The 25219-nt window shown below is 74.1% G+C and carries 30 protein-coding genes and 1 tRNA gene; 19 read left to right on the top strand and 12 right to left on the bottom strand.

Annotated elements, in window-relative coordinates; all coding sequences use genetic code 11:
- The first annotated feature begins 18 nt into the window (after positions 1-18).
- The 3 genes from A3CO_RS0103560 to A3CO_RS35270 all read left to right on the top strand — a co-directional run bounded on the left by A3CO_RS0103560 (position 19) and on the right by A3CO_RS35270 (position 2928).
- Positions 19-1167, top strand: a complete 1149-nt coding sequence (locus A3CO_RS0103560) for a CaiB/BaiF CoA transferase family protein (RefSeq protein WP_033413635.1) — start codon at positions 19-21, stop codon at positions 1165-1167.
- Between the two features lie 68 nt (positions 1168-1235).
- Positions 1236-2582: an alpha/beta hydrolase gene (locus A3CO_RS29895; protein WP_018330856.1), complete on the top strand. Its 1347-nt coding sequence runs from the start codon at positions 1236-1238 to the stop codon at positions 2580-2582.
- Positions 2583-2607: 25 nt separating this feature from the next.
- Entirely contained in the window at positions 2608-2928 is a 321-nt protein-coding gene (locus A3CO_RS35270) for a transcriptional regulator (RefSeq protein ID WP_018330855.1), read from the top strand.
- Between the two features lie 57 nt (positions 2929-2985).
- Here A3CO_RS35270 and A3CO_RS37810 read toward each other — a convergent pair whose 3' ends face one another.
- A complete protein-coding gene (locus A3CO_RS37810; RefSeq protein ID WP_018330854.1) occupies positions 2986-3153 on the bottom strand; it encodes a hypothetical protein in 168 nt (55 codons plus the stop codon).
- Between the two features lie 242 nt (positions 3154-3395).
- Here A3CO_RS37810 and A3CO_RS0103540 point away from each other — a divergent pair, with 242 nt between their 5' ends.
- Positions 3396-4394 (top strand): aldo/keto reductase family protein, encoded by a 999-nt coding sequence (locus tag A3CO_RS0103540; RefSeq protein ID WP_018330853.1) that lies wholly within the window; start codon positions 3396-3398, stop codon positions 4392-4394.
- A gap of 77 nt (positions 4395-4471) precedes the next feature.
- Here A3CO_RS0103540 and dprE2 read toward each other — a convergent pair whose 3' ends face one another.
- A complete protein-coding gene (gene dprE2, locus A3CO_RS0103535; RefSeq protein ID WP_026204253.1) occupies positions 4472-5215 on the bottom strand; it encodes a decaprenylphospho-beta-D-erythro-pentofuranosid-2-ulose 2-reductase in 744 nt (247 codons plus the stop codon).
- Between the two features lie 70 nt (positions 5216-5285).
- Here dprE2 and A3CO_RS0103530 point away from each other — a divergent pair, with 70 nt between their 5' ends.
- Entirely contained in the window at positions 5286-5609 is a 324-nt protein-coding gene (locus A3CO_RS0103530) for a P-II family nitrogen regulator (protein ID WP_026204252.1), read from the top strand.
- A gap of 238 nt (positions 5610-5847) precedes the next feature.
- On the opposite strand, the gene A3CO_RS0103525 is transcribed toward A3CO_RS0103530, so the two are convergent.
- Positions 5848-5928 (bottom strand) — tRNA-Tyr (locus A3CO_RS0103525).
- Between the two features lie 125 nt (positions 5929-6053).
- On the opposite strand from A3CO_RS0103525, the gene A3CO_RS0103520 reads away from it, so the two are divergent.
- Entirely contained in the window at positions 6054-6545 is a 492-nt protein-coding gene (locus tag A3CO_RS0103520) for a YajQ family cyclic di-GMP-binding protein (RefSeq protein WP_018330850.1), read from the top strand.
- Here the strand turns inward: A3CO_RS0103520 and A3CO_RS0103515 are convergent.
- Complete coding sequence (locus A3CO_RS0103515; RefSeq protein ID WP_018330849.1) at positions 6529-7698, bottom strand: RNA polymerase sigma factor; 1170 nt, start codon at positions 7696-7698, stop codon at positions 6529-6531. The genes A3CO_RS0103520 and A3CO_RS0103515 overlap by 17 nt on opposite strands.
- Positions 7695-8099: a YciI family protein gene (locus A3CO_RS0103510; RefSeq protein ID WP_026204251.1), complete on the bottom strand. Its 405-nt coding sequence runs from the start codon at positions 8097-8099 to the stop codon at positions 7695-7697. Before A3CO_RS0103510 ends, A3CO_RS0103515 begins: the two co-directional genes overlap by 4 nt.
- Positions 8100-8407: 308 nt before the next feature.
- On the opposite strand from A3CO_RS0103510, the gene A3CO_RS0103505 reads away from it, so the two are divergent.
- Positions 8408-9430 carry an oxygenase MpaB family protein gene (locus A3CO_RS0103505; RefSeq protein ID WP_157646951.1) on the top strand — a complete coding sequence of 341 codons (1023 nt, stop codon included), beginning with the start codon at positions 8408-8410 and terminating at the stop codon, positions 9428-9430.
- Positions 9431-9472: 42 nt separating this feature from the next.
- On the opposite strand, the gene A3CO_RS0103500 is transcribed toward A3CO_RS0103505, so the two are convergent.
- Positions 9473-9721, bottom strand: a complete 249-nt coding sequence (locus A3CO_RS0103500) for a hypothetical protein (protein WP_018330846.1) — start codon at positions 9719-9721, stop codon at positions 9473-9475.
- Positions 9722-9868: 147 nt separating this feature from the next.
- Between A3CO_RS0103500 and rfbA the strand changes: the two genes are divergently transcribed.
- The 4 genes from rfbA (at position 9869) to A3CO_RS35265 (ending at position 13622) form a co-directional block, all read left to right on the top strand.
- Positions 9869-10756 (top strand): glucose-1-phosphate thymidylyltransferase RfbA, encoded by an 888-nt coding sequence (gene rfbA / locus A3CO_RS0103495; protein ID WP_018330845.1) that lies wholly within the window; start codon positions 9869-9871, stop codon positions 10754-10756.
- An 8-nt stretch (positions 10757-10764) separates the two neighbouring features.
- On the top strand, positions 10765-11655 hold the full coding sequence (locus tag A3CO_RS0103490) for a polysaccharide deacetylase family protein (protein ID WP_018330844.1): 891 nt from the start codon (positions 10765-10767) through the stop codon (positions 11653-11655).
- Positions 11656-11686: 31 nt separating this feature from the next.
- On the top strand, positions 11687-12382 hold the full coding sequence (locus A3CO_RS0103485) for an SDR family NAD(P)-dependent oxidoreductase (protein WP_018330843.1): 696 nt from the start codon (positions 11687-11689) through the stop codon (positions 12380-12382).
- Positions 12383-12443: 61 nt separating this feature from the next.
- Positions 12444-13622, top strand: a complete 1179-nt coding sequence (locus tag A3CO_RS35265) for a DUF998 domain-containing protein (protein WP_018330842.1) — start codon at positions 12444-12446, stop codon at positions 13620-13622.
- On the opposite strand, the gene A3CO_RS0103475 is transcribed toward A3CO_RS35265, so the two are convergent.
- From A3CO_RS0103475 to A3CO_RS0103465, 3 genes are read right to left on the bottom strand one after another with little or no spacing between them, the layout of a single operon-like run.
- Entirely contained in the window at positions 13609-14130 is a 522-nt protein-coding gene (locus tag A3CO_RS0103475) for an RNA 2'-phosphotransferase (protein WP_018330841.1), read from the bottom strand. The two genes, A3CO_RS35265 and A3CO_RS0103475, sit on opposite strands and share 14 nt — an antisense overlap.
- Positions 14127-14522, bottom strand: coding sequence for an EVE domain-containing protein (locus A3CO_RS0103470; RefSeq protein ID WP_018330840.1), 396 nt, complete (start codon positions 14520-14522; stop codon positions 14127-14129). The genes A3CO_RS0103475 and A3CO_RS0103470 overlap by 4 nt, the downstream gene beginning before the upstream one ends.
- A complete protein-coding gene (locus A3CO_RS0103465) occupies positions 14519-15571 on the bottom strand; it encodes a glycoside hydrolase family 172 protein (RefSeq protein ID WP_018330839.1) in 1053 nt (350 codons plus the stop codon). Before A3CO_RS0103465 ends, A3CO_RS0103470 begins: the two co-directional genes overlap by 4 nt.
- 146 nt (positions 15572-15717) lie before the next feature.
- On the opposite strand from A3CO_RS0103465, the gene A3CO_RS0103460 reads away from it, so the two are divergent.
- Both A3CO_RS0103460 and A3CO_RS0103455 read left to right on the top strand, forming a co-directional pair.
- Positions 15718-16365: a hypothetical protein gene (locus A3CO_RS0103460; RefSeq protein ID WP_026204250.1), complete on the top strand. Its 648-nt coding sequence runs from the start codon at positions 15718-15720 to the stop codon at positions 16363-16365.
- Entirely contained in the window at positions 16362-16967 is a 606-nt protein-coding gene (locus A3CO_RS0103455) for a hypothetical protein (RefSeq protein ID WP_018330837.1), read from the top strand. The genes A3CO_RS0103460 and A3CO_RS0103455 overlap by 4 nt, the downstream gene beginning before the upstream one ends.
- Here the strand turns inward: A3CO_RS0103455 and htpX are convergent.
- Together htpX and A3CO_RS0103445 are read right to left on the bottom strand one after the other, a co-directional pair.
- Positions 16958-17788, bottom strand: a complete 831-nt coding sequence (gene htpX / locus A3CO_RS0103450) for a zinc metalloprotease HtpX (protein WP_018330836.1) — start codon at positions 17786-17788, stop codon at positions 16958-16960. The two genes, A3CO_RS0103455 and htpX, sit on opposite strands and share 10 nt — an antisense overlap.
- Positions 17789-17863: 75 nt before the next feature.
- The gene (locus tag A3CO_RS0103445; RefSeq protein WP_018330835.1) at positions 17864-18439 is read right to left on the bottom strand and encodes a PaaI family thioesterase; all 576 of its coding nucleotides are present in this window, start codon (positions 18437-18439) and stop codon (positions 17864-17866) included.
- A gap of 27 nt (positions 18440-18466) precedes the next feature.
- On the opposite strand from A3CO_RS0103445, the gene A3CO_RS0103440 reads away from it, so the two are divergent.
- The 6 genes from A3CO_RS0103440 to rarD all read left to right on the top strand — a co-directional run bounded on the left by A3CO_RS0103440 (position 18467) and on the right by rarD (position 24215).
- Positions 18467-19309, top strand: a complete 843-nt coding sequence (locus A3CO_RS0103440; protein ID WP_018330834.1) for an enoyl-CoA hydratase-related protein — start codon at positions 18467-18469, stop codon at positions 19307-19309.
- A 136-nt stretch (positions 19310-19445) separates the two neighbouring features.
- Positions 19446-21368, top strand: a complete 1923-nt coding sequence (locus tag A3CO_RS0103435) for a 2-oxoacid:acceptor oxidoreductase subunit alpha (protein WP_018330833.1) — start codon at positions 19446-19448, stop codon at positions 21366-21368.
- Entirely contained in the window at positions 21365-22468 is a 1104-nt protein-coding gene (locus A3CO_RS0103430; protein ID WP_018330832.1) for a 2-oxoacid:ferredoxin oxidoreductase subunit beta, read from the top strand. Before A3CO_RS0103435 ends, A3CO_RS0103430 begins: the two co-directional genes overlap by 4 nt.
- A gap of 78 nt (positions 22469-22546) precedes the next feature.
- Positions 22547-22813 carry a hypothetical protein gene (locus A3CO_RS0103425; RefSeq protein WP_018330831.1) on the top strand — a complete coding sequence of 89 codons (267 nt, stop codon included), beginning with the start codon at positions 22547-22549 and terminating at the stop codon, positions 22811-22813.
- The gene (locus A3CO_RS0103420) at positions 22810-23145 is read left to right on the top strand and encodes a hypothetical protein (protein ID WP_018330830.1); all 336 of its coding nucleotides are present in this window, start codon (positions 22810-22812) and stop codon (positions 23143-23145) included. The genes A3CO_RS0103425 and A3CO_RS0103420 overlap by 4 nt, the downstream gene beginning before the upstream one ends.
- Positions 23146-23261: 116 nt before the next feature.
- A complete protein-coding gene (rarD, locus tag A3CO_RS0103415; RefSeq protein ID WP_018330829.1) occupies positions 23262-24215 on the top strand; it encodes an EamA family transporter RarD in 954 nt (317 codons plus the stop codon).
- Here rarD and A3CO_RS0103410 read toward each other — a convergent pair.
- Positions 24191-25216, bottom strand: a complete 1026-nt coding sequence (locus tag A3CO_RS0103410; RefSeq protein ID WP_051085804.1) for a polyprenyl synthetase family protein — start codon at positions 25214-25216, stop codon at positions 24191-24193. The genes rarD and A3CO_RS0103410 overlap by 25 nt on opposite strands.
- Positions 25217-25219: the final 3 nt, after the last annotated feature.

Here is a 25219-nt window from a genome sequence, read left to right as displayed (position 1 = left end):
TCAACTAGGGTGCTCGCCATGGGTGTCCTGGACGGCGTCAAGGTGATCGAGGTGGCCGGGATCGGACCCGGCCCGTTCGCGGCGATGGTGCTCGCGGATCTCGGCGCCGACGTGCTGCGCATCGACCGCACGAAGGCCGGCGGACTGCAACTCGGGGACCCGGCCAAGGACGTGCTGAACCGCAGCCGCCGGTCCGTCGCGCTCGACCTCAAGTCGCCCGAGGCCGTCGAGGTGCTCCTCGACCTGGTCGCCGGGGCCGACGTGCTCCTCGAGGGCTTCCGTCCCGGCGTCGCGGAGCGCCTCGGCATCGGGCCCGACGTGTGCCGCGAGCGCAACCCGCGCCTCGTCTACGGGCGGATGACCGGGTGGGGCCAGGACGGCCCCCAGGCCTCCCGCGCGGGGCACGACCTCACCTACCTCGCGACGGCGGGCGTCGTCGGCCACGTCGAGGGCCCCGACGGTTCGCCGGGCATCCCCCTGAACCTCGTCGGCGACTTCGGGGGCGGCGGGATGCTACTCGTCGTCGGCGTCCTCGGCGCCCTCGTCGAGCGGGCGACGAGCGGGCAGGGCCAGGTCGTCGACGCGGCCATCGTCGACGGTGGCGCCCTGCAGATGGCGATGATCTACGGGATGCGGGCCCAGGGGCTCTGGCCCGGCGGGCGCGGCCGGAACCTGCTCGACGGCGGGGCCCCGTTCTACGAGACCTACCGGTGCTCCGACGGGAAGTACGTCGCCGTCGGCGCGATCGAGCCACAGTTCTACGCCGCGCTGATGACCGGCATCGGTCTCGACGGCGAGGACATCGCGACGAACCAGTGGGACGTCTCCCGCTGGCCGGAGTTCACGGCCCGGCTCGCCGAGGTGTTCGCGACCCGCACCCGCGACGAGTGGGCCGCCGACCTCGAGCCCACCGAGGCCTGCGTCGCCGCGGTGCTGGAGATGGAGGAGACGGCCGCGCACCCCCACATCGCGGCCCGCGGCACGATCACCGAGGCCTTCGGCGTGCGCCAGCCCGCCCCGGCGCCGCGCTTCGACCGGACGCCGAGCGCCGCCCCGACCACTCCGCCGCTGCCCGGTCAGCACACGGTCGAGGCCCTGACGGACTGGGGCCTCGACGCCGACCGTGTCGAGAAGCTGCGCGCGGCCGGGGTCGTCAGCCAGTCCTGACGCGGCTCGCCCGGCGTGACCGCCCGGCGGGATGGCACGATCACCGCACCGACGGCGAGGGGGGCGACGTGATCACTCCGAGGACCTTCGCCCGCGCCCTGACCAACGTGCGGGACCGGGTGATCGAGGGTCCGCTCGCCGATCTCCGGCGGATGCCCCGGGTCGCCATCGACACCGGGCCGAGCGACCCGGACGCGTGGGCCGTGGGCCGGGCGCACGGCCTGGCCCGCGCCGGCCAGGTGAGCACCTACCGGTACGCGGTGCACCCGACGGCCCGGCTGCGCGGCGCGCCGGTGCTGCTGGTGTCCCCGCTCGGGGCGTGCGGGGTCGCGTTCGACCTCCGGCGCGGGTGCAGCCTCGTCGAGCACCTCGTCGGCGAGGGGCGGCACGTCCACCAGGTCGACGACGAGGACGTGGTCGGGCACGACGCGCCGATCCCCGCGTCCCCGGCGGACCTCGCCCGGTGGGTCGACGACATCCTGCCGCACGTCATCCGCACCGTCTCCGCCCACCACGACGGCGCCCCGGTGCACGTCGTCGGCTGGTCGATCGGCGGGCTGGCGACGCTGCTCGCCGCCGCCGACGACCCCGGCCTGCCGATCGCGTCCGTCACCGCGATCGCCACACCCTTCGCCCTCGACCAGGTGCCCGAGCGGGTGCCGGTCCGGCCGCTCGCGCTCGCCGCCGGGGGACCCCTGCTCGCCACCGCCCAGACCCTGCTCGGGCTCCTGCCGACCCCGCCCGGCATCCCCGAGGCGTTGACGATCGCGTCGGTCGGGACCTTCCTCACCACCCCGCTGACCGTCCTCTCCCACCTCGCCGACCGGGACTTCCTCGCCCAGCTCGAGGCCATCGACGACGTGCGGGCGATCGTCGGGGCGCAGGCCGGTCTGGTGGGGGCCTCCTTCCACGCCATGGTCGACGGCCGGGAACTCGCGTCCGGGCGGGTGCACGTCGGCGGGCACGAGGTCGACCTCGGCCGGCTCGCGCGGCCCGTCCTGCTCGTCGCGGGCGAGGACGACACCGTGGTGCCCCCGCGCGCGGTGCGGGCCGGTTCGACCGTGCTCTCCGCGGCGGACGCCTCGTTGATGACAGCACCCGGTGGCCACCTCGGCGTGCTGTGCGGACGGGCCTCGCGCGACCGTCTCTGGCCCACGCTCTGCGCGTTCCTCGACCGCCACGACCCGCCGGCCGCCCTCGAGTCCGGCCTGCCGTCGCGCCGGCCGCGCCGGGCCGCCCGGCGGCCCCTTCCCGCCGTCGGGAGGAGCACCCCGGAGACCCCGACGCGCTCGACGCCCCCGAAGACACCCGACCCCGCGGACACTTCCGCCGACGCCGCCACGCCGCCCGCACGCGGGACGCGACGGCCCCGTCCGGCGCCCAAGCGGGCGACGCGCACCCGCGGACGGGACTGACGGCTCCTCGTCTACGCTCGCGATCGTGGTCACCCTGCGCGAGGCCCGTCGCGACAAGGGCTGGTCGCAGACGGCGGCGGTGGCCCGGCTCCGGGCGCTCGCCGAGGCGGGCCGCGTGGACGTCGCGTCGGCCGCCAGCCTGAAGACCCAGCTGTCGCGCTGGGAGAACGGCACCGTGCCCGAGGAGCCCTACCGCACGCTGCTCGCGGAGCTCTACGGGCGCGATCTCGCCGACCTCGGCATCGACGTCACCCCGCACTGGGAGCGCAGCCACGAGATCCCGGGGCTGCTCGTGGAGATCCGCGACGAGCTGCGGGCGATCCGGGCAATGCTCCAGGAGCGCTGACGCACGGACGCCCGCCCGGACCGGGGTCCGGACGGGCGTCCGAGGAGGGCGTACGACTCAGGAGCGGGGACGCTCGACGGAGTGCAGTGGAGGATAGTCCTCGTCGTCGGAGGCGAGCAGCAGGCTCAGCGCTCCGACGGACAGGGTGCCGAGGGCGACGACGGCCTCCGAGGTGAGGTCCAGGACGTCGGCGAGCGGGCGCAGCGGTGCGGTCAACAAGGTCACGCCTCGGTGCCTCCTACGTGAGGGATGTGGCCGGCGGACGGACGACGGCCGCCGCGGACGTCCCCTATCTTGTCGGAGAGGTGTCACCCGGACCAGTGGCGGCGGACAGAGTTCACACCCGTGTTTCTGGGTGCTGCGACGACCGGGCGCACAAGCGCGACGAACGGCGTAGCCGGTCCGGTCAACGGTAACGTCGGGCTTCGGACGGCGGGTGGCCGGGGCCGGTCCGTAGGGTCGGATCCGTGCGCTTCCGCAAGCTGGGTTCCAGCGACCTCCAGGTGTCCGAAATCTCCCTCGGTTCCTGGCTGACCTACTCCGGCGGGGTCGAGGCCGACGCCACCGCCGCCTGCACCCGCGCCGCCTTCGACGCCGGGATCACCTTCTTCGACACCGCGAACGTCTACGGCTGCGGCGCCGCGGAGACGGCCTGGGGCGAGATCCTCGCCGACTACCGCCGCGACGACTACGTGCTCGCCACCAAGGTCTACTTCCCGATGTCGGACTCCGACTCCGGCCTGTCGCCCGCACAGATCGCCCAGCAGATCGACGCCTCGCTGCAGCGGCTGCGTACCGACCACGTCGACCTCTACCAGTGCCACCGCTTCGACTCCCGCGTCCCGATCGAGGACACGATGGAGGCCCTGGCCGAGGTCGTGCGGTCCGGCAAGGCCCGCTATCTCGGTTTCAGCGAGTGGACGCCCGACCAGATCCGGGCCGGGCTCGAGGCCGCACCGGACGACGTGACGTTCGTGTCCTCGCAGCCGCAGTACTCGATGCTGTGGCGCTCGCCGGAGGACGGCGTGTTCCAGACCTCGCAGGAGAACGGGATCTCCCAGATCGTCTGGTCCCCGCTCGCCGAGGGCGTCCTCACCGGGAAGTACCTGCCGGGCGAGGACGTGCCGGTCGACTCCCGGGCCGCGTCGGACGAGATGAACGGCTTCATCAAGCAGAAGCTCACCGACCGCACCCTCGAGGCGGTGCAGCGGCTGCGCCCGGTCGCCGAGGGCGCCGGGCTGTCGATGGCCGAGCTCGCCCTCGCGTGGGTGCTCCGCCGGCCGGAGCTCGCCTCCGCGATCGTCGGCGCCTCCCGTCCCGAGCAGGTGCACGCCAACGCGAAGGCGGCCGGCATCGAGCTCTCGCCCGACACGCTGGCCGCGATCGACGAGGCCCTCGGCGACGTGCCGGTGACGAGCCTGCAGCTCGGGCCCGGGGCGTCGGCCGAGATCACGCACCGCTCCTGAGCCCACCCCGGACGACAGGAGAGCGTCGTTGCTGTCACTGGGTGACAGCAACGACGCTTCCCTGTCACGAGGAGCGGTCAGCGCGGCATCCGCCGCCACACCGCGGCCGGGAGCAGCCGCATGACGGCGGCGAGCAGGCGGAGCCGGCCGGGCACCCAGATCACGTCCCGGTGCCTCGCCAGCCCGTCGGCCACGGCGTCCGCCACCTGCTCCGGGGTGGACGACAACGGCGCGGGCGACAGGCCGCTGTCCGCCGTCATCCGGCCGATCACGAAGCCGGGGCGGACCAGGGTCAGGTGCACGCCCGATCCGCGCAGGGCGTCCGCCAGCCCCGTCGCGAAGCCGTCCAGTCCGGCCTTGGCCGAGCCGTAGACGTAGTTGGCCCGGCGCACCCGCCAGCCCGCGATCGACGAGAACACGACGACCTCGCCGGCGCCGCGCTCCCGCATCCGGGCCGCGACCCGCGTCAGCACGCCGACCTGCGCGGCGTAGTCGGTGTGCACCACCGCGAGGGCGTGCCCGGCGTCGGACTCGGCGCGCTGCTGGTCGCCGAGCACCCCGAAGGCGACCACCACGACGTCGGGCGGGCCGTACTCCTGCTCGACACGGTCGAGGACCGCGCCGTGGGCGGCGACGTCGTCGGCGTCGAACTCGACGGTGCCGACCCGGGCCGCGCCGAGCGACGCCGCCTCCGCGCCGAGGGTGTCGGACCGACGGGCGGCGAGGACGACGGTGGCGGCGCGGCCGTCGCGGACGAGGCGCCGCGCGAGGGCTACCCCGATCTCGCTGCGGCCGCCGAGGACGAGCACGGTTCCGGACACGGCCGCAGAGCGTCGCAGCAGGAGCGGGCCAGGGCCTAGCGTGGGTCCCCACCACCCGGAGGAGGCCCACGTGAAGCTGGTGACGGCGCTCGTGCGGCCGCACGCCCTCGACGACGTCCGCCGGGCGTGCGAGCGGCTCGCGGTGCTCGGGATGACGATCAGCGAGGTCCGGGTCCACGAGGCCGGGCACGTGGAGGTCCACAAGGGGGCGCGGATCGCCGTCGACCTGGTGCCGCGGCTGCGCATCGAGACCGTGGTGGACGACGAGGTGGTGGAGCGGCTGATCGACCAGATCCGGGCGAACCTCGGCGACGCGGACGGCCAGCTCTCGGTGCGGCCGGTCGACATCGTGCTGCGCGTGCGCACCGGCGAGCGCGGCCACGACGCGGTGTGAGGAGCACGGTGCGAGGGGTGGCCCCGGGGACACAGGGGGGCGTGTCCCCGGGGCCGTTGCCGGCCGCGGGGGGCACGACCGACATAGAGGAGGTTACGCCAATCGACCTGGCGACGCCTCGGGGGCCGAGGTTACACGACACTGTTTTCGGCGGACAGGCCGTGCGCTGGACGGACAGTGAGCGCCAGAGGCCGGACACGACAAAACCCCCGACCGCAGCGCGATCAGGGGCTCTGTGTGGCGGGTGAAGGATTCGAACCTTCGAAGCTTTCGCGACGGATTTACAGTCCGCTCCCATTGGCCGCTCGGGCAACCCGCCGGGATACCGCCTCGCCGGACGGCGACGAGAAGACTACAAGCCGGTGCGCCCCTGGGGCGCACCCGGGGGGTGGGTGTAGACCGGACCCGACCCGCCGTCATCGCAGACCCGAGGAGGAGCCCCGGATGGCGAACCCGTCGTTCGACGTCGTGAGCAAGGTGGACCGCCAGGAGGTCGACAACGCGCTCAACCAGGCCGCCAAGGAGCTCTCCCAGCGCTACGACTTCCGCGGTACGGGCACCTCGATCGCCTGGGCCGGCGACGAGGCCATCACCATCGCGTCGGAGACCGAGGAGCGCTGCACGGCGGCCATCGACGTGTTCAAGGAGAAGCTCGTCCGGCGCGACATCTCGCTCAAGGCGTTCGACGTGGGCGAGCCGGCCGTCTCCGGCAAGACCTACAGGGTCACCGGCAGCCTCGTGCAGGGCATCTCCAAGGAGAAGGGCAAGGAGATCACGAAGGTGATCCGCGACGAGGGCCCGAAGGGCATCCAGGCCCAGATCCAGGACGACCAGCTGCGCGTCACCGGGAAGAAGAAGGACGACCTGCAGGCCGTGATCTCGCTGCTCAAGGGCCAGGACTTCGGGATCGCCCTGCAGTTCACGAACTACCGCTGAGCCCTTCCCGACGACGGGTCGCCGCCCGCAGGCGGGCGGCCTGCCGGGTGAGGTGGTCCCGTTCGGGGACGCTGCCCGCCGCGCGGGCGGCCGCGGCGTAGAGCTCCGCGGCCTCGTCGAGGTCGCCGGCCCGCATCCGCAGGTGGGCGAGCGCCGCGGTGCGCCGGGGGACGTCGTCCGGGACCTCGGCCAGCGCCGCCAGCCCCGCGTGGGCACCGTCCGCCTCACCCACCGCGACGGCCCGGTTGAGCCGGACCACGGGCGTGTCGGTGAGCGCGAGCAGCTCGTCGTACCACCCGACGATCTGCGGCCAGTCCGTCTCCGCGGCGGTCGGGGCGTCCGCGTGCAGCGCCGCGATCGCGGCCTGGGCCTGGTACTCGCCGAGCCGGTCGCGGGCGAGCGCGCCCTGCAGGACGGCCACCCCCTCCGTGATCAGCGCGGTGTCCCACCGGGTCCGGTCCTGCTCGGCGAGCGGCACCAGCCGTCCTCCGGGCCCCGTCCGCGACGCCCGCCGCGCGTGGTGGAGCAGCATGAGGGCCAGCAGCCCGGCGACCTCGGGATCGTCGGTCAGCGCGGCGAGCTGGCGGGTCAGCCGGATCGCCTCCGCCGCCAGGTCGACCTCGCCGCCGTACCCCTCGTTGAACACGAGGTAGAGCACCCGCAGCACGGTCGCGAGGTCCCCGGGCCGGTCGAGCGGCAGGCCCGCGAGCTTCGCCTTCGCCCGGCTGATGCGCTGCGCCATCGTGGCCTCGGGGACGAGGTGGGCCGCCGCGATCTGGCGCGTGGTCAGACCGCCGACCGCTCGCAGCGTCAGCGCGACGGCGGCGGCCGACGGCAGCGTCGGGTGCGCGCAGAGGAAGTACAGCCGCAGCGTGTCGTCGGCGCCCGACACCGGCGCGGCGGGCGGCTCGGCCTCCACCGCGTCCTCCCGGTCGCGGCGCGCGGACTCGGACCGCACCGCGTCGAGGAACCGGCGCCACGCGGTGGCCACCAGCCACGCCCGCGGGTCCCGCGGCGGGTCGTCCGGCCACGTGTCGAGCGCCCGGATCAGCGCCTCCTGCACGGCGTCCTCGGCCGACGCGAAGTCCGCGCCGCGCCGCACGAGGACGCCGATCACCGCGGGGACGAGCTCGCGCAGCAGGGACTCGTTCACTCCTGCCCCGGGACGCCGGTGAGGAACGGCCGGACCTCGAGCCACTCGTCGATCGCCTCGCCCCCGGCCCCCGGGGCGGCCGACAGCTCGCCGGCGAGCTCGACCGCCCGCTCCCACGACTCGACGTCGATGACCATCCACCCGGCGACGAGGTCCTTGGTCTCCGCGAACGGGCCGTCGGTCACCGGCGGGCGTCCGGGGCCGTCGGCGCGCACGAAGGCGCCCCGCTCGGCGAGGGCCTGGCTGTCCACGAACTCGCCGGTCTCCCGGAGACGGTCCGCGAAGTCGTTCATGTACTGCATGTGCGCGTCGACCTCGGCCGGGGTCCAGCGGTCCATCTCCGGCCGGCCGTGCACCGGGGCCGGACCGCCGCGGTAGTGCTTGAGCAGCAGGTACTTCATGGCGTTCTCCTCCGTCGTGCCGCGGCCCGTCCCGGCCGCTCGCACCCCGGGGACGGAGCCGCCGGCGCGTTCTCGACATCGGCACCGGACTCCCCGCGGAGCGTAGGCCGGGTCCGCCCACCGACCGAGCAGGATCGGCGTCGCCGTCGCGCCGCCCGACGTCGGGTGGGTCGGCACGGCCGCGACCAGGTGGGTGTCGACCCCGATTCCGTCACGGAGAACAGCATGTACCTCTTACCGGGGGTAGCGGTTACTCGGTGTTCGGTATTACCTTGCGTCGCACGTACTCAGCGACGGAGGTGGGCGCGGTGGCTCGACGGCAGCAGGACTACGGGTTCTTCGGACCGGAGTCGGTGACGTGGAAGGTCTGGGGCTACCCGACCTCGATCGTGCTCGGGTTCCTCCGGGCCGTCGTCATCGAGGAGCTCGACCCCCACCTGGTCGCGTCCGTCGACCAGTCCGGGCAGGTCAAGGCACGTCCGAAGCTGCGCTACGACCGGACGATGCAGTACTTCGCGACCGTGAAGTTCGGCGACGCCGAGTCGGTCCTGCGGGCCTCGGACACCCTCGTGAAGATTCACTCACGGGCGATCGGGCACGACCCCGTGACCGGCGGGACCTACGACGCCAACGACCCGGCGTCCCAGCTGTGGATCCACCTCACCGCGTGGCACTCGATCCTCTACACCTATGAGGTGTTCGGGCCCGGAAAGCTGAGCGCCACGGAGGAGGCGCAGTACTGGGAGGAGTGCGCGCGGGCCGCCGAGTTCCAGACCATCGACCCCGCCGACGTGCCCCGCAGCCGCGAGGGCATCCGCGCCTACTTCGCCGCCTACCGGCCGCGGCTGGTCGGCTCCGAGGTCGCGCAGGACATGATGGACTTCCTGCTCGACGCGAACACCGTGGTGCTGCCCGAGAAGATGCCCGCGGTGCTGCGGTTCGTCTTCAACGCCGTCGTCCGGCGCGCCGTCATCGCGACGATGCCCCGCTGGATGCGCAAGCTCGGCGCCACCGGGCAGTCCGGGCTCACCGACCGCGTCGCGATCGCCCTGACCCGCCCCGTGGTCCGGCTGGCGGCGGCCAGCAGGCACGTCGAGCTGTGGGCGCTGCGGCTCGCGAGCCCGCGGACCGTGCCGGTCCTCGAGCCCGTGCTGCGCGGGCAGGTGCCGGTGAACCCCGTGGTCCGGGAGCCGGCGGAGGCCCGGGCGCAGTACGGCGTGGTCGACCCCCGCACGCAGTACGCGGAGATCCTGGCGGCCCGGGCCGCACAGGCCGGGCCGGTGCCGTACCCGTTCCACCACCGCGAGGAGCTCGTGCCCTTCCCGGCGTGAGACGGGCGGTTCCCCGGGACCGCGCCGCCCGGGGAACCGCCGTCAGGCGCGGCGCGGGCGGCCGACGAGCTGGTGCGCCCCGGCCGCGCCCGCGAGCGCGGCGGCGGAGAGCAGGCCGTACCAGAGGACGTCGTCGTCGTGGACCGGTGCCGCGAGCGGAGCGGCGGGCAGCGGCGCCGAGACGGCCGCGGTGGCCGCGGGGGCGGCGGACAGGCCGGCGAGCGCGACCCCGACGAGGGCGACCCGTCCGACGACGGGACGGGCACGACGGGTGCGGCGGTGTGCAGACACAGGTGTCCCCCGGGAGGTGCGCTGGGTGGTTGTCGTGAGCGATGCGCTCGTGACCGGGGTGTCGGATGCCGCGACCGGATCGTTATCGCACGTTGACCCGGGGCACTCGAAGGAGTGACGGCGGATGCGCCATCTAGAGTCCCCCCGGTGAAGGGAATCGTGCTCGCCGGGGGAAGCGGCACCCGACTGCACCCGGTCACCCGGGCGGTCTCGAAGCAGCTCCTGCCGGTCTACGACAAACCGATGATCTACTACCCGATCTCGGTGCTCATGATCGCCGGGGTCCGGGACATCCTGATCATCTCCACCCCCGTCGACCTGCCGGCCTTCCGGCGTCTGCTCGGTGACGGCTCCGAGTGGGGGGTGCGCTTCTCCTACGCCGAGCAGGCCGAACCCAACGGCCTGGCCGAGGCCTTCCTCATCGGCGCCGACCACATCGGCGACGACACCGCCGCCCTCGTCCTGGGCGACAACATCTTCCACGGCCAGGGCTTCTCGACGATCCTGCAGCGCGCCGTCGCCCAGGTCGAGGCCGACAAGGGCGCCACCCTGTTCGGCTACCCGGTCGGCGACCCCGAGCGCTACGGCGTCGGCGAGGCCGACACCGACGGCCGGCTGATCTCCATCGAGGAGAAGCCAGTGAAGCCCAGGAGCAACCGGGCCATCACCGGGCTCTACCTCTACGACAACGACGTCGTCTCCCTCGCCCGGACCCTGACCCCCTCCGCGCGCGGCGAGCTCGAGATCACCGACCTCAACCTCGCCTACATGCACCGCGGCGACGCCCGCCTGATCGACCTCGGCCGCGGCTTCGCCTGGCTCGACACCGGCACCCACGAATCGCTCATCGAGGCCGGCCAGTACATCTCCGTGCTCGAGCACCGCCAGGGTGTGCGCATCGCCTGCCTCGAGGAACTCGCCCTGCGCGAGGGCTGGATCACCCCCGAGGCCTGCTTCGAACTCGGCCGCGCCCAGGGCAAGTCCCGCTACGGCGAGTACGTCATGGACGTCGCCCGCCGCGCCGGGGCGGCGTAACCGGGCCGGTGCGGGACTTCGTCGGGTACGGGCCCACCGCCCCGCTCGAGCGGTGGCCGGACGGCTCGCTGGTCGCCGTCAACGTCGTCGTGAACGTCGAGGAGGGCGCGGAGGCCTCCTGGGAGGACGACGAGGGCAACGACTCCTGGGGCGAGTACGGGCTGCCGATCGACCCGGCGGTGCGCGACCTCGGGACCGAGGGGCACTACGAGTTCGGGTCCCGCGTCGGCATCTGGCGGCTCGTCCGGCTCGTCGAACACTTCGACGCCGCCGTGACCTTCGGCGTGTGCGCGCGGGCGCTGGAGCGCAACCCGCCGTTCGCGGCGTGGCTGCGCGCGAGCGACCACGACGTGCTGGGGCACGGCTACCGCTGGGCCGAGGTCACGCAGATGACCGAGGAGCAGGAGCGGGCCGACCTCGAGCACGCGATGCGGGTGCTCCCCGAGCTGGTCGGCCGACCGGTCCGCGGCTGGTACGTGCGGTCGTTCCCGTCGACGCGGACCCGGCGGCTGGCGGCGGCGCACCCGGAGCTGCGTTACGACAGCGACGCGGTGAACGACGAGCTCCCCTACCGCGTCGAGGTCGACGGGCGGCCGTGGCTCGTCGTGCCGTACTCCAAGGTCCACAACGACACGCGGTACTTCCTGCCGCCGACGTACGCGACGCCCCGCCACTTCGCCGAGTCGCTCATCGGCGCGGTGGAGCTCCTGCTCGACGAGGCCCGCCACGGCGCCGGCGCACGCCTGCTCAGCGTCGGGCTGCACCCGCGATGGAGCGGCCAGGCCGCCCGGGCGGTCGCGGTGCGGGACTTCCTGGCGTGGGTCACGGCGCAGCCCGAGGTCTCGTTGGTGCACCGGCAGCAGGTCGCCGACTGGTGGGACGAGCACGTCGGGACGTGAGACCCGGCCCGTCGTCGGGCATGCCCGGGACATGGACATCACCGATCGCGTCGTCGTCGTCACCGGAGCCTCGTCGGGCATCGGGGAGGCCACCGCCCGGCTCGCCCACGCCCGCGGCGCGCGGGTCGTCCTCGCCGCCCGGCGGGAGGAGCGGCTGGCCGCCCTGGCGGCGGAGCTCGACGGGGCCCTCGCGGTGACCGCGGACGTCACCGTCGCGGCGGACCGGGCCCGGATCGTCGCGGCCGCGACCGAGCGCCTCGGCGGGGTCGACGTGCTCGTCAACAACGCCGGGCGCGGGCTGCACGTGCCGCTCGCGGAGGTCGACCCGGACGACTACGCCGCGGTGCTCGACCTCAACGTCGGGGCCGCCCTCGCGATGATGCAGGCCGTCCTGCCGTCGATGCGGGCCCGGGGCGGGGGCAGCATCGTCAACATCAGCTCGGGGACGTCCCGCCGGACGATCCCCGGGCTGGGGGCCTACGCGGCGACGAAGAGTGCGCTCAACATGCTGTCGGCGGTCGCCCGCGCCGAGTTCGCCGACGACGGCATCGCCGTCTCGACGGTGCTCCCGACCTACACCGCCTCGGAGTTCCACGAGGTCCTGCAGGCCGGGGCCGACGCCCACCGGTCCCCGCCCGCGGCCGACACCGCCGAGCACGTGGCGGAGGAGATCCTGCGGGCCGTCGGGACGGGGGTCGCGGAGATCGACCTGCCACGCGTGGGCTGACGCGTTCCCCCGTCCGGGTCGCCCGCGTGTCCCGCCGGGGCGCGGTTGGGTAGCTCGCGCCGTGATCGATCACCGCCTGCGCGATCCGCTGGTGCTCCTCCTCGCCGCGACCGCGCCCGTGGTGCTGGTGGTCGGGGTCCTGCTCGCCCAGGCGGTGCAGCGGCCCGGCGGGTACGAGCCGGTGCGGCAGACGGTGAGCACGCTCGCGGGCCGTGGCGCGGACGAGCGCTGGGTGATGACCTCCTGCCTGCTCCTGCTCGGCCTGCTCTACCTGGCCGTCGCGGCGACCCTGCGCGCGCCGCGGCCGGGCCGGTGGGTGCTCGGGACGGGGGCGGTCGCGATCGTCGTCGTCGCCCTGGCCCCGCAGCCCGCGCACGGGAGCTCGGCGATCCACATGACGGCGATGGGGATCGCCAGCGCCGCCTTCACGCTCTGGCCGCTGGGCCTGCTCCGCGCGCCGCACCTCCGGGTCGGCTCGTGCGTGATGGTCGGCGTCATGACCGCGACCGTCGCGTGGCTCTGCGCCCAGGCCTGGACCGACGGCACGTGGCTCGGTGCGGCGGAACGGACGATGCTGCTCGTGCAGACCCTCTGGCCGGTCCGCGTCGCCCTCGGGGCGCGGCCGCTCGGGGCCTCGGCCGGCACGACGGTGGTGCTGACCCTGCTCCCGCTCGTCGTGTTCCCCGTCGGGCTCGTCGCCGCGCAGGCCGCGCAGCCGACCGCGGACCCGCTCGCGATGTCGCTGAGCGCCCTCGAGAGCCTCGGGGCGACCGACCGCTGGATCATGACGACGACGGTGCTGGCCGTGGGACTGACCTACGTGGCGGTCGCGGCGCGCCTGCGGGAGGTGCCGCCCGTCGGTCGCGTCCTGCTCGGCGCCGGTGGGGCGTTCCTCGCGCTCGCCGCGCTCTTCCCGCAGCCCGCCCACGGCACGTCGTGGCCGCACATGGTCGCGGGCGGGCTGGCCTGGGTGGGCTTCGCGACCTGGCCGCTCGCCCTGGTGAGGGTCCCGACGACGGGTCCCGCGCTGCGGCGGGCTCCGCTGGTGGCCGTGGGTGTGATGGCGCTGCTGCTCGCGTGGTTCACCGTGCAGCTGGTCACCGGCGGCCCCGCCTACGGGCTGTCCGAACGCGTCACGGTCGTGATCATGGGGGTCTGGCCGCTGGTGACAGCCGTCCGGGGCGCGGTCCGGTACGCGCCGGCGCAGGCGGTGTCGCCCGCGGTGCTCAGGGTCGGCTGAGGAACGCCGGCCCGATCGCGTCGGCGAGCCAGGTGTCGTCGTTCCCGTGCCGGAAGACGACCCCGTTCGCGGCCGCGGCCGCGGCGTCCACGCGCAGGACCACCGGGCGTCCGCCGTGGCGGGCGCCGACCCGACGGGCGGTCTCCTCGTCGGCCGACAGGTGCACGAACTGCCGGCCCATCGGCCGCAGCCCCTCCCGGGTGATCGCCGCCGCCGTCGTCGGGGAGGTGCCGTGGAACAGGACGGCCGGCGGGTCCGCAGCGGGCAGCTCCACCCGCCCGGGCAGGGAGTGGCCGTACCGGGCGCGGATGCGGTCGCCGTCGAGCTCGTAGCGCTGCTTGGTCCCGTTCCGGACGACGTCCTCCACCGCGGCCCTCGTCACGCCGAGGGCCGCGACCAGCGCGTCGACCGGGGTCCAGCCCTCGTCGTCGAGCGCGAGCCCGAGCCGCGCCGGGTCGTGACGCAGGACGCGGGACATGCGCTTCGACAGGCGCACCCGGTCGGTCACGCGACCATCGCCATGAGGCGCTCCCACACGTCGTCCGGCACCGGAGCGCCCGTGCGCACGAACGAGGCGCGCAGGGCGGACCAGCCCGCGACGACGGGATCGGCCCGGAGGTCCGCGATCGGGATCGGCGGCTCGAGCCGCCGCACGACCTCCGCCGCGCAGTTCCACGGCCGCGGGCCCGGCTCGTACACGGGCTCCGACGTGGCCCGCAACAGGTAGGCGAGATCCTTGGCGCGCTGCGAGCGGTAGAGGACGGCGAGATCGCCCGGGCGCGTGTCGCGGTGGCAGGCCCACCGCATCGCGGGAGCGCCCGGAGCGAGCTTCGGGTGCTCGCGCCCGTCGTCGTCGAGATAGCAGTCGGGGCCGACGACCCAGACCCAGTGGCCGGTCACGGCAGGCGCTCCGCGAGGGGCGGGAGGTCGAACGGGACGTGCGGCTCGGCCTGGTACCAGTAGGCGACCGACGACCAGTCGTCGCTGCGCCGGTTGGCGTGGCCGTGCTCGATCGTCACGCGGACGCTGCGCTCGAACACGACGGGGTCCTCGATGTGGAACCGGTAGAGCGAGACCGGTCCGCGCCAGTTCCGGCCGCCCGGCAGCGTCACCCCGTGGTACGGCGCCGAGTAGGTCTGCGTCGGGCACCAGGCGGTGTTGACGTAGTCCTCGGTGCCCGTCCCGTGCAGCGTCGGCGGCCAGTCCCCGGGTTCCTGGTCGACGAAGATCATGTCGTCGCCCTCGCCGTACCAGTTCCAGCGCCGCCGCCGACGGGGTCGCACGGTGAGTACGCAGCCGACGTAGTGCCCGTGCCCGCGCGCCTCCAGGATCGTGTAGTTGTCATCGCCCGTCAGGTTCGTGCCGCCGAACTGGTAGCGGGCGTTGGAGAGGCCGGGCCGGACGCCCACCGTGCGCTCGCGGCGGAACTGCGCGTGGAACCGGCCGATCTCCGGACCCACCTCGTCGAGCTCCTCGTGGTCGACGTAGGAGTAGACCCAGACCTCGCCGGGCGCCTCGTTCTCGATCTCGATGCGGGCGCCGTCCGCGAACGGCATGGCGAACCAGCAGTTCAGCGCCCGGCCGTCCTGCGGGCTCATCTGCAGGGGCGCGGAGACGAAGTTCGTGGTGCGGCCGTGGCCGACGCCGAAGAAGTCCCCGAGCGGCGCCGCCACGCTCGGCGACTCCTCGCCGTCCCACCACATGCGGATGGTCAGCCGGCGCAGGAGCTCCGCGCGGCGCCGCCGCGGTCCGTTCACGGTGACCCAGAGGTGGGTCACCACGCCGGCCCCGTCGACGTCGAGCAGCGTCACCGACTCCCCGGCCCGGACGTGCGCACGGTCGTCGTTGCCGCCGGTCCGGTCCCAGCTCGACTCCCGACGACGACGGGTGCGGCGGAGCCGGGGCAGGTCCCGGAGGCTCGAGCCGTGCGGGCCGTAGGGAGCGGTCATGGTCGTCCGGTTCCCGTCCCGCGGGCGGGGGAAGCGTCGGCCCGACACGGAGGGACGACCCGCCGTCGGGAAGGTCGCGGGAGAAAGGTGGAACCGATCGGCGCCGGCCGCAGTCCAAGCCCCCGAGGACGAGAGCGGGAGGCGCGATGGGCACGCGACGCAGGACGGGACCGACGGCCGGACGGGCCGTCCGGCCGCGGATGCCGGGGGCGACGGCCGTGCAGCTGCTGCCGCACCTGCTGGCGGGCGGGGAGCTCGGACGGCCCCGGGTCGGGGACCGGCTGGACGTGGCGCCGGCGATCTACGCGGGCGTGATCCACGCCGACGTCTCCCACCACGGGACGCGGCCGCCCGACCAGTGGTGGGTGGACGAGTTCGGCTGCGTCGCCGCGCGCGGCGCCCTCGCCACCATCGCGCTCGACCCCCACGGTGACTGCTCGTGCCGGATCGAGGTGCTCGACGCGGGCGGCTGGCTCGCGCCCGTGAACTGGGCCGCGACGCAGCCGCCGGAGGGCGACGGCCCGACCCACCTGGAGGGGTCGCTCTACCTCGACCCCGTGCTCGATCCGGGCACCGAGCACGGGGAGGCGGTGGCCCTCTGTCGCCGGCGCTTCCGGCTGGCCGCGGTGCGCCGCTACCGGCGCACCGCGGGCGTTCCGGTCGGCGGCGTCCCGCTCGACCGCTTCCCCGCCGCGGCGGAGGTGTCCGAGGACGCGGTGTACGTCGCGGACCTCGTCGCCGATCGGCCGTTCACCCTCCCGACGTCGGTCCTGCGCGACGGGGCGGACGCGTGACCGCCGCGGCGCACCGGTGCGGCGGCTGGAGCTCGCGGGACGAGGCCCGCCGCCGGGAGGTCACCACCGTGCAGCTGCTCCCCCACCACCTTCGCGAGGGGGCGCTGCCCGTCGCGGCGGTCGGGGACGTCGTGCACGTGACGCCCATGATCTACGCGAGCGAGGTCGACGGGCTCCGCTGCCGACCCGCCCGGCTCTGGGACCTCGACGAGTACGGCACCGTGGTCGCCTCCGGCGTGCTCGACGTCACCACCGTCTCCGCCCTCGAGGGCGACGGGGTGGGCGACCTCGAGGTGCTCGTGGTCGGCGGGCGGTCGGTCCCGCTCAACTGCGCGGGCATGACCCCGCGGCCGGACCTCCAGGCAGGACGTCCGGTGTACGTCGAGGGCTCGGTCTACCTCGACGTCGACCTGCGGGCCCACGCCGCGACCGACCGGGCGTTCCGTCTCCGCGCGGTGCGCCGCTACCGGCTCCGGCCCGGCGGCGCCCCACCGCGCACCGAGCACCTCGACCGGATCCCGGACGCCCACGGCCTCGACGACGACGTGTTCCTCCACGTCGCCGACCTGGTGGGCGTCGACGTCGTCGCGGATCAGCCGTGACGGGACATCTGCTGCAGGCGCGCGATCCGGTCGGCGATCGGCGGGTGCGTGGAGAACAGCTTCGACATGCCCTCCCCCATCCGGAACGGGTTGGCGATCATGAGGTGGGACTGCGACACGAGCCGCGGCTCGGGCGGCAGCGGCGCGGCCTGCGTGCCGTACTCCAGCTTGTGCAGCGCGGAGGCGAGCGCGAGCGGGTCGCCGGTGAGCCGCGCGCCGCTGGCGTCGGCCTGGTACTCCCGCGTGCGGCTCACCGCCATCTGCACGATGCCGGCGGCGACGGGCCCCACGAGGGCCAGCAGCACCGTCGTCAGGATGTTCCGGTTGCCGCCGAAGAGCTGCGCACCGAGCGCGACGTAGGTGACCACGCTGGAGAGTGCGCCCGCGACCGAGGAGATGAGGATGTCGCGGTTGTAGACGTGGGAGAGCTCGTGGCCGAGCACACCGCGCAGTTCGCGCTCGTCGAGGAGCCGCAGGATGCCGGTGGTGGCGCAGACGGCCGCGTTGCGCGGGTTGCGACCCGTGGCGAAGGCGTTGGGCGCCTCGGTGGGGCTGACGTAGAGCCGGGGCATCGGCTGGTGCGCGGCCGACGCCAGCTCGCGGACGATGCGGTACATCTGGGGCTGCTCGGCCTCGGTCACCGGCACGGCGTGCATCGCGCGCAGGGCCAGGCGGTCGGAGAAGAAGTACGAGTAGCCGTTCACACCGAGCGCGATCAGCAGGGCGATGAGGAGCCCGCCGCGCCCGAACAACGAGCCGATGAGCAGGATGAACGCGCTGAGCGCTCCGAGGAGCAGGGCGGTCTTGAGCCCGTTGCGCACCGTCGTCGCCTTTCGTGCCGGTCCGGGAGGTCGTACGCCCGGATCAACGACCGGGCGCGGCCGCGCGTTCCCGTCTCACGCGCGGGCGGCGCGGATCCGCTCCGCCGGGACCCCGAGCGCCTCGAGGTCCTCGGGGCGGCTGTTGCGCAGGAAGTGCTCCATGCCGACCTTGAGGAACAACGCGTGCGCGGTCCCGACGACGGGTCCGTCCTCGGCGTCGAGGTGGGCGGTCCCGGCGGCGTACAGCTTGCGGCCCGCCCGGCCCTCGACGCGGGCCCGCAGCCACAGCGTCGACCCGATCGGCATCGGCGCACGGAAGTCCGTCTCCAGCCGCGCGGTGACGCAGGGCCGGGTCACGAGCGCGACCACCGAGCCGAGCACCTCGTCGAACGCGGCGGTCAGCAGCCCGCCGTGGAGCAGCCCGGGGGCGCCCTGCTGGTCGGGGCGCAGCACCATGCGGCTGCGGACCGCCGCCGCACCCGCCTCGTCGTCGGCCACCCGGGACTCCAGCCGCAGGCCGTGGGGCAGGTCGGCGCAGCCGAAGCACACCTCGGAGTGCACGGGGATGCGCTCGCCCACGGCCGGCGCCTTCTCGTTCCGAGGAGCGACGGTGGCGTCGGCGGGCAGTTCCAGGCTGGGGGACGCGGCCATGAGCGCACGCTAACGGTCTTGGGCAGGATGGCGGCCGTGGCAGACAACACCCCGGACGTCCTGCTCGAGCGGATCGCGCCGGAGGGCGCGCGGGAGGGCAGCGGGGTCACCGCGCTGCTGACCCTGCGCGATCCGAAGCGGCGCAACGCGATGAGTCGGGCCCTCTCCGACGCGCTCCTGGCGGTGCTCGACGAGGTGGAGGCCGACGAGCGGGTGCACGCGGTCGTCGTCACCGGCGCGGCCGACCGTGGTCCGGCGTTCTGCGCGGGCGGGGACCTCGACGAGCTGGCCGCCGTCGGGGCGACCACGGGGCAGGACGGCGAGGACGCGATCCGCGCGGTCTACGCCGGGTTCCTGCGGCTCGCGGCCTGCCCGCTGCCCACGATCGCCGCCGTGGACGGGCCCGCGGTCGGGGCCGGGATCAACATGGCGCTCGCCGCCGACATCCGGCTGGCCGGCGACACCGCGCACTTCGAGCCCGGCTTCCTGCGCCTCGGCATCCACCCGGGCGGCGGGATGACGTGGATGACCCAGCGCCTCGTCGGCCAGCAGACCACCCTCGCGATGCTGCTCGGCGGGGAGGCCATGGACGCGGCCGCCGCCGAGCGGGTCGGGCTCGTGCTGCGCCGGGTGCCCGGTGAGCTCCCCGAGCAGGGGCACACGCCCGTCGTCGTGGAGGCCCTGCGCATGGCGGGGGTCTCCGCCCGGGCGCCGCGGGACCTGGTGGTGACGACGAAGGCGTCGGTGCGCACGACGTCCGCGCTCACCGACCACGCCGAGGCCGTCACCGTGGAGGTCGGCCCCCAGCTGGCGTCGTTGCGGTCGCCGGCGTTCGCGGAGGGCCTCGCGCGGATGCGGAAGCGGTCGTGAGGTCGCTCCTTGTTCGGTCCAGCCCTGTGACCCGTGACGAACCCGGCCACTGCGCCGATCACCACAGGGTTAGCGTGGAGGTTTGACGTGGTGATGTTGCGCGCCACGCAGGACGAGGAAGGGACTGGATCGCTCGATGAGCACTGACACCGAGGTCGGGGCCGATCGCCCGGACCGCCTGGTGGCCCACGGCGAGATCCGGCAGACCGAGGTCAGGCAGACCCACCGTGTCGTCATCCGCTTCGCCGGTGACTCCGGCGACGGGATGCAGCTGACCGGGGACCGGTTCACCTCGGAGGCCGCGGCGTTCGGCAACGACCTCGCCACCCTGCCGAACTTCCCCGCCGAGATCCGCGCCCCTGCCGGGACGCTGCCGGGTGTGTCGAGCTTCCAGCTCCACTTCGCCGACTACGACATCCTGACCCCGGGTGACCGGCCGGACGTCCTCGTCGCGATGAACCCGGCGGCCCTGAAGGCGAACCTGAAGGACCTGCCGCACGGCCAGGTCCTGATCGTCAACACCGACGAGTTCACGAAGCGGAACCTGGCCAAGGTCGGCTACGAGTCGAACCCGCTCGAGGACGACTCGCTCGCGCCGTACCAGGTGCACCAGGTCGCGATGGCGACCATCACCCGGAACGCGCTCGAGCCGACGGGTATGTCGAAGAAGGACGCCGAGCGCGCGAAGAACATGTTCGCGCTCGGGCTGCTGTCGTGGATGTACCACCGCGGCACCGAGGGCACCGAGCAGTTCCTGCGCGAGAAGTTCGCGAAGAAGCCGGAGCTGGCCGAGGCCAACATCCTCGCGTTCCGCACCGGCTGGAACTACGGCGAGACCACCGAGTCGTTCGCCGTCACCTACGAGGTCGCCCCGGCCGCGCTGCCCACCGGCACGTACCGCCAGATCACCGGCAACCTCGCCCTGGCCTACGGCGTGGTCGCCGCCGGGCAGCTCGCGAAGCTCCCGGTCTTCCTCGGCACCTACCCGATCACCCCGGCCTCGGACGTGCTCCACGAGCTCTCCAAGCACAAGGGCATGGGCGTGACCACCTTCCAGGCCGAGGACGAGATCGCCGGCATCGGCGCGGCGCTGGGCGCGTCGTTCGGCGGGGCGCTCGGGGTCACGTCGACGTCCGGGCCGGGTGTGGCGCTGAAGTCGGAGACGATCGGTCTCGCGGTCGCCCTCGAGCTGCCGCTGCTGATCCTCGACGTGCAGCGCGGCGGCCCGTCGACCGGGCTGCCGACCAAGACCGAGCAGGCCGACCTGCTGCAGGCGATGTACGGCCGCAACGGCGAGGCGCCGGTGCCGATCATCGCGCCGGCCTCGCCGAGCGAGTGCTTCGCCGCCGCGATCGAGGCCGCGCACATCGCGATCAAGTACCGGACGCCGGTGTTCCTGCTCTCCGACGGCGCGATCGCCAACGGTTCCGAGCCCTGGAACGTGCCCGACGTCGCCGACCTGCCGGACATCTCCACCTCGTTCGCCACCGAGGCGAACGCGCCCGACGGCTCCGGTGAGTTCTGGCCCTACCTGCGCGACGACGACACCCTCGCCCGTCCGTGGGCGGTGCCGGGTACCGCCGGTCTCGAGCACCGCATCGGCGGGCTGGAGAAGGCCGACGGCCGCGGGTCGATCTCCTACGACGGCGACAACCACGACCGGATGGTCCGGCTGCGCCAGGCCAAGATCGACGGCATCGAGGTCGACGACGTCACCGTGGACGACCCGTCGGGCGAGGCCGAGGTGCTGGTGCTCGGCTGGGGCTCGACGTTCGGCCCGATCGGTGCGGCGTGCCGCCGCGTCCGGGCCGCGGGGATGAACGTGGCGCAGGCGCACGTGCGCTCCATGAACCCGCTGCCGGGCAACCTCGGCGAGGTGCTGGCGCGCTACCGCCGTGTCGTCGTGCCCGAGATGAACCTCGGCCAGTTCGCGATGATGCTGCGCGCGAAGTACCTGGTCGACGTGCGCTCGTACACCAAGGTGGCCGGCCTGCCGTTCCAGGCCGAAGAGCTCGCCGGCGTCCTCACCGACGCCGTGAAGGGGGACCTTCCCGCATGACCGCCATCGATCTGCCCAACCCTGCCGTCGGCGGCCTGGGTGGCCTCGATCTGGTGCCCACCACCGACGCCCCGCAGAAGGCGAAGGACTACACCTCCGACCAGGAGGTGCGCTGGTGCCCGGGCTGCGGCGACTACGCCGTGCTCGCCTCGGTGCGCTCCTTCCTGCCCGAGCTCGGACTCAAGCGCGAGAACATCGTGTTCGTGTCCGGGATCGGCTGCTCGAGCCGGTTCCCGTACTACCTCGACACCTACGGGATGCACTCGATCCACGGCCGCGCGCCGGCGATCGCGACCGGGCTCGCGGTGTCGCGCCCGGACCTGTCGGTGTGGGTCGTCACCGGTGACGGTGACGCGCTCTCGATCGGTGGCAACCACCTGATCCACGCGCTGCGCCGCAACATGAACATCACGATCCTGCTGTTCAACAACCGGATCTACGGGCTGACCAAGGGCCAGTACTCGCCGACCTCCGAGGTCGGCAAGGTCACCAAGTCGACCCCGATGGGTTCGGTCGACGCCCCGTTCAACCCGGTCTCGCTCGCCCTGGGCGCAGAGGCCACGTTCGTGGGCCGCGCGCTGGACTCCGACCGCAAGGGACTCACCGAGGTCCTGCGTCAGGCCGCCGCCCACCGCGGCGCGTCGCTGGTCGAGATCTTCCAGGACTGCCCGATCTTCAACGACGGCTCGTTCGACGTCCTGCGCAAGGGCGACGACGTCGCGCAGCGGCTCATCCCGCTGGTCGACGGCGAGCCGATCCGCTTCGGCAACGACGGCGAGTACGGCGTCGTGCGCTCGGAGTCCGGCGGGCTGAAGGTCGTGCCGGTCGCCGAGGTCGGCGAGGACGCCCTCGTCGTCCACCGCGCCGGCGAGCAGGACCCGACGCAGGCGTTCGCGCTCTCGCGCCTGTCGGACCAGGACCTCACCCACACCGTCACGGGCATCTTCCGCAAGGTCGACCGCCCGACCTACGACGACGGCGCCCGCGCGCAGGTGAAGGCCGCGACGGAGCAGGCCGAGCAGCGGGGGGACAACCTCCAGGCGCTGCTGACCGGCAAGGACACCTGGGCCGTCATGCCCACCCCGGAGCAGGAGGCGTAGGCCCCCGACGACGAGGCCGGCCTCCTCCCGAGGGGGCCGGCCTCGTGTCGTCTCCGGGCCTTCCGCAAGGGCCACACCATGCAGGTCCCGCCACCGCGGAACCTGCCCGCGTCACCCTCGCGGGCGCCCGTCCCGCCGATCCGGGCGACGCCGACGCCCGAACACGACGACGTGCACCCGGTGATCGAGATCCTGCGGGCCCGCCGTGAGCGGGGCGATCGCGACGACGGGTACCGGGTCGCGCTGGCGATCGAGGGCGGGGGCGCGCGGGCCACGTTGTCGGGCGGGATGGCGCTCGGCTCGCCGAGACGCTGCCGTACCGGACGCCGCTGGCCCAGGGCATGACGCACGTGCTCCTGCTGCGCACCCGTCGGGAGGACGACCCGGTGCGCCCGCCGTGGCGGTCCGGGGACCTGCTCGCGCGCCTCGTGCTGGCCCGCAGCACCCCGGGCGCCGCCGCGGCCTGGCGGGACCGTTACGAACGCCAGCTGGCCGACGAGGAGGACCTGCGCGGCCGGTGCGCCGCCACGGTGCACGCCCTGCGCCCGCCGGCGGGGAGCCCGGACGTCGACCAGCGCGAGACCGACGAGACGGTCCTGCGCGAGGCCGTGGAGGTGGGGCACGCGGTGGTGCTGGACGCACTCGGCGTCGGGACCTCCCGCCCGAGGGGGACGTGAGGCAGCCGCCGCGGGCGGCCCGGCGTCACGCTCGCGGACGGCCGGCGGCGCTGAACCTGCCACCCTGTGGCGAATAGCAGGTGCGTAGCGCACCTATCCCGTGATGGGCTCGGGTCGTGTCCGAGGAGCGCGCCGCCGTCGACCCCACCGCCCGCCCACCCCGCTCCGGCCTCGTGGCGGCGCTCGGCGCCTACGTGCTCTGGGGCACCTTCCCGGCGTTCTGGCCGCTCCTCGCGCCGGCGGGGTCGGTCGAGATCCTGGCCCACCGGATCGCGTGGACCCTCGTGGGCATGCTCGTGGTCCTCACCGCGGTGCGGGGCTGGTCGCAGCTGCGGGGGCAGACCACGCGGACCTGGCTGACGATCACGCTCGCGAGCGTGCTCATCACGGTGAACTGGGGCGTCTACATCTGGGGCGTGACGCACGGCCGCGTCGTGGAGAGCGCCCTGGGCTACTACGTGAACCCGCTGGTCTCGGTGGTCCTGGCCGTGGTGATCCTCGGCGAGCGGTTGCGGCGTGTCCAGTGGGTCGCCGTCGGGATCGCGACGGTGGCCGTGGCGGTGCTCTGGGCCGGGACGGGCGCGCTGCCCTGGGTGGCGCTCGTGCTCGCCGGCAGCTTCGGCTTCTACGGCCTGCTGAAGAAGCGCGTCCCGCTGGGTCCGGTCGCCGGGCTGACCGCCGAGGGCTTCCTGCTCGGCCCGATCGCGATCGGCTACCTGGTGTGGCTGCAGGTCGTCGGGATCGGGACGTTCGGGCAGGGCACCGCCCACACCCTGCTCCTGGTCGCGGCCGGCCCGGTCACGGCGCTCCCGCTGCTGCTGTTCGCCTTCGGCGCGAAGCGTCTCCCGCTGGCGACCCTCGGCCTGCTGCAGTACGTCAACCCGACGCTGCAGTTCGTCTGGGGCGTGTTCGTCGACCACGAGCCGATGCCGCCCGCGCGGTGGGTCGGCTTCGTGCTCGTGTGGCTCGCGCTGCTGGTCTTCGCCGTCGACGGGTGGACCGCGTCCCGACGCCGGGCCGCGGGTCCCGTCGGGGCCCGCCCGGCTCAGCCGACCCGGTCGACCGTGTAGTCGAGCAGGGCCGCGAGCGCGTCGCGGGCGGGCCCGGCGGGCAGCCCGGCGAGCTCGGCCCGGGCGGCGTCGGCCTGCTCGTCCAGTGCCGTCCGGGCGCGGGCGAGCCCGTCGGAGGCCCGCAGGATGTCGAGGGCCTCGGCGACCACCGCGTCGTCGGTGATCTCCTTCTCCCCCACCCCGAGGGCGCGCAGCCGGTCGGCGTCCGGCCCGTCGTCGGCGAGCGCGTAGAGCACCGGGAGCGTCGCCACGCCCTCGCGCAGGTCGGTGCCCGGCGTCTTCCCGGAGTCCCCGGACGGCGAGGCGATGTCGATGATGTCGTCGGAGACCTGGAAGGCCGTGCCGATGATCTCGCCGAAGCGCCGCAGCGCCTCCACGTGCTCCGGCGCCGCGCCCGCGAACATCGCGCCGAACCGACCCGCCGTCGCGATGAGGGAGCCGGTCTTCTCGGCGATGACCGCCATGTAGTGCCCGACCGGGTCGTCGCCGCGGGCCCCGCGGGTCTCCCGCATCTGGCCGGTGACCAGCTCGGCGAACGTCTCGGCGATGATCCGCACCGCGTCCGGGCCGAGCTGGGACACCAGCCGGGAGGCGTGGGCGAACAGGTAGTCGCCGGTGAGGATGGCGACGGTGTTGTCCCAGCGCGCGTTCGCGCTCTGGGCGCCGCGGCGCATCACGGCCTCGTCCATGACGTCGTCGTGGTAGAGCGTCGCGAGGTGGACCAGCTCCACCGACGTGGCCGCGACGACCACGTCGGAGCTCGTGCCGCCCGCCAGCTGGGCGGCGAGGAGGGTCAGCAGCGGCCGGAACCGCTTGCCGCCGGCCTCGATGAGGTGCAGCGACGTGTCCGCCACGAAGCGGTAGTCGCTGTGCACCTCCCGCCGCAGGAGTTCCTCCACCTGCTCCAGGCCCGACGACACCTCCGCCGCCAGGGCCTCGTCACCGATGGGGAGACCGGCGACCTGGATCAGGCTCACCGGCGTTGGCCTCTGCGTGCTCACGCC

The sequence above is a fragment of the Actinomycetospora chiangmaiensis DSM 45062 genome (genome assembly GCF_000379625.1).
Lineage (GTDB): Bacteria > Actinomycetota > Actinomycetes > Mycobacteriales > Pseudonocardiaceae > Actinomycetospora > Actinomycetospora chiangmaiensis.
This window is presented reverse-complemented; position numbering and strand designations above follow the sequence as displayed.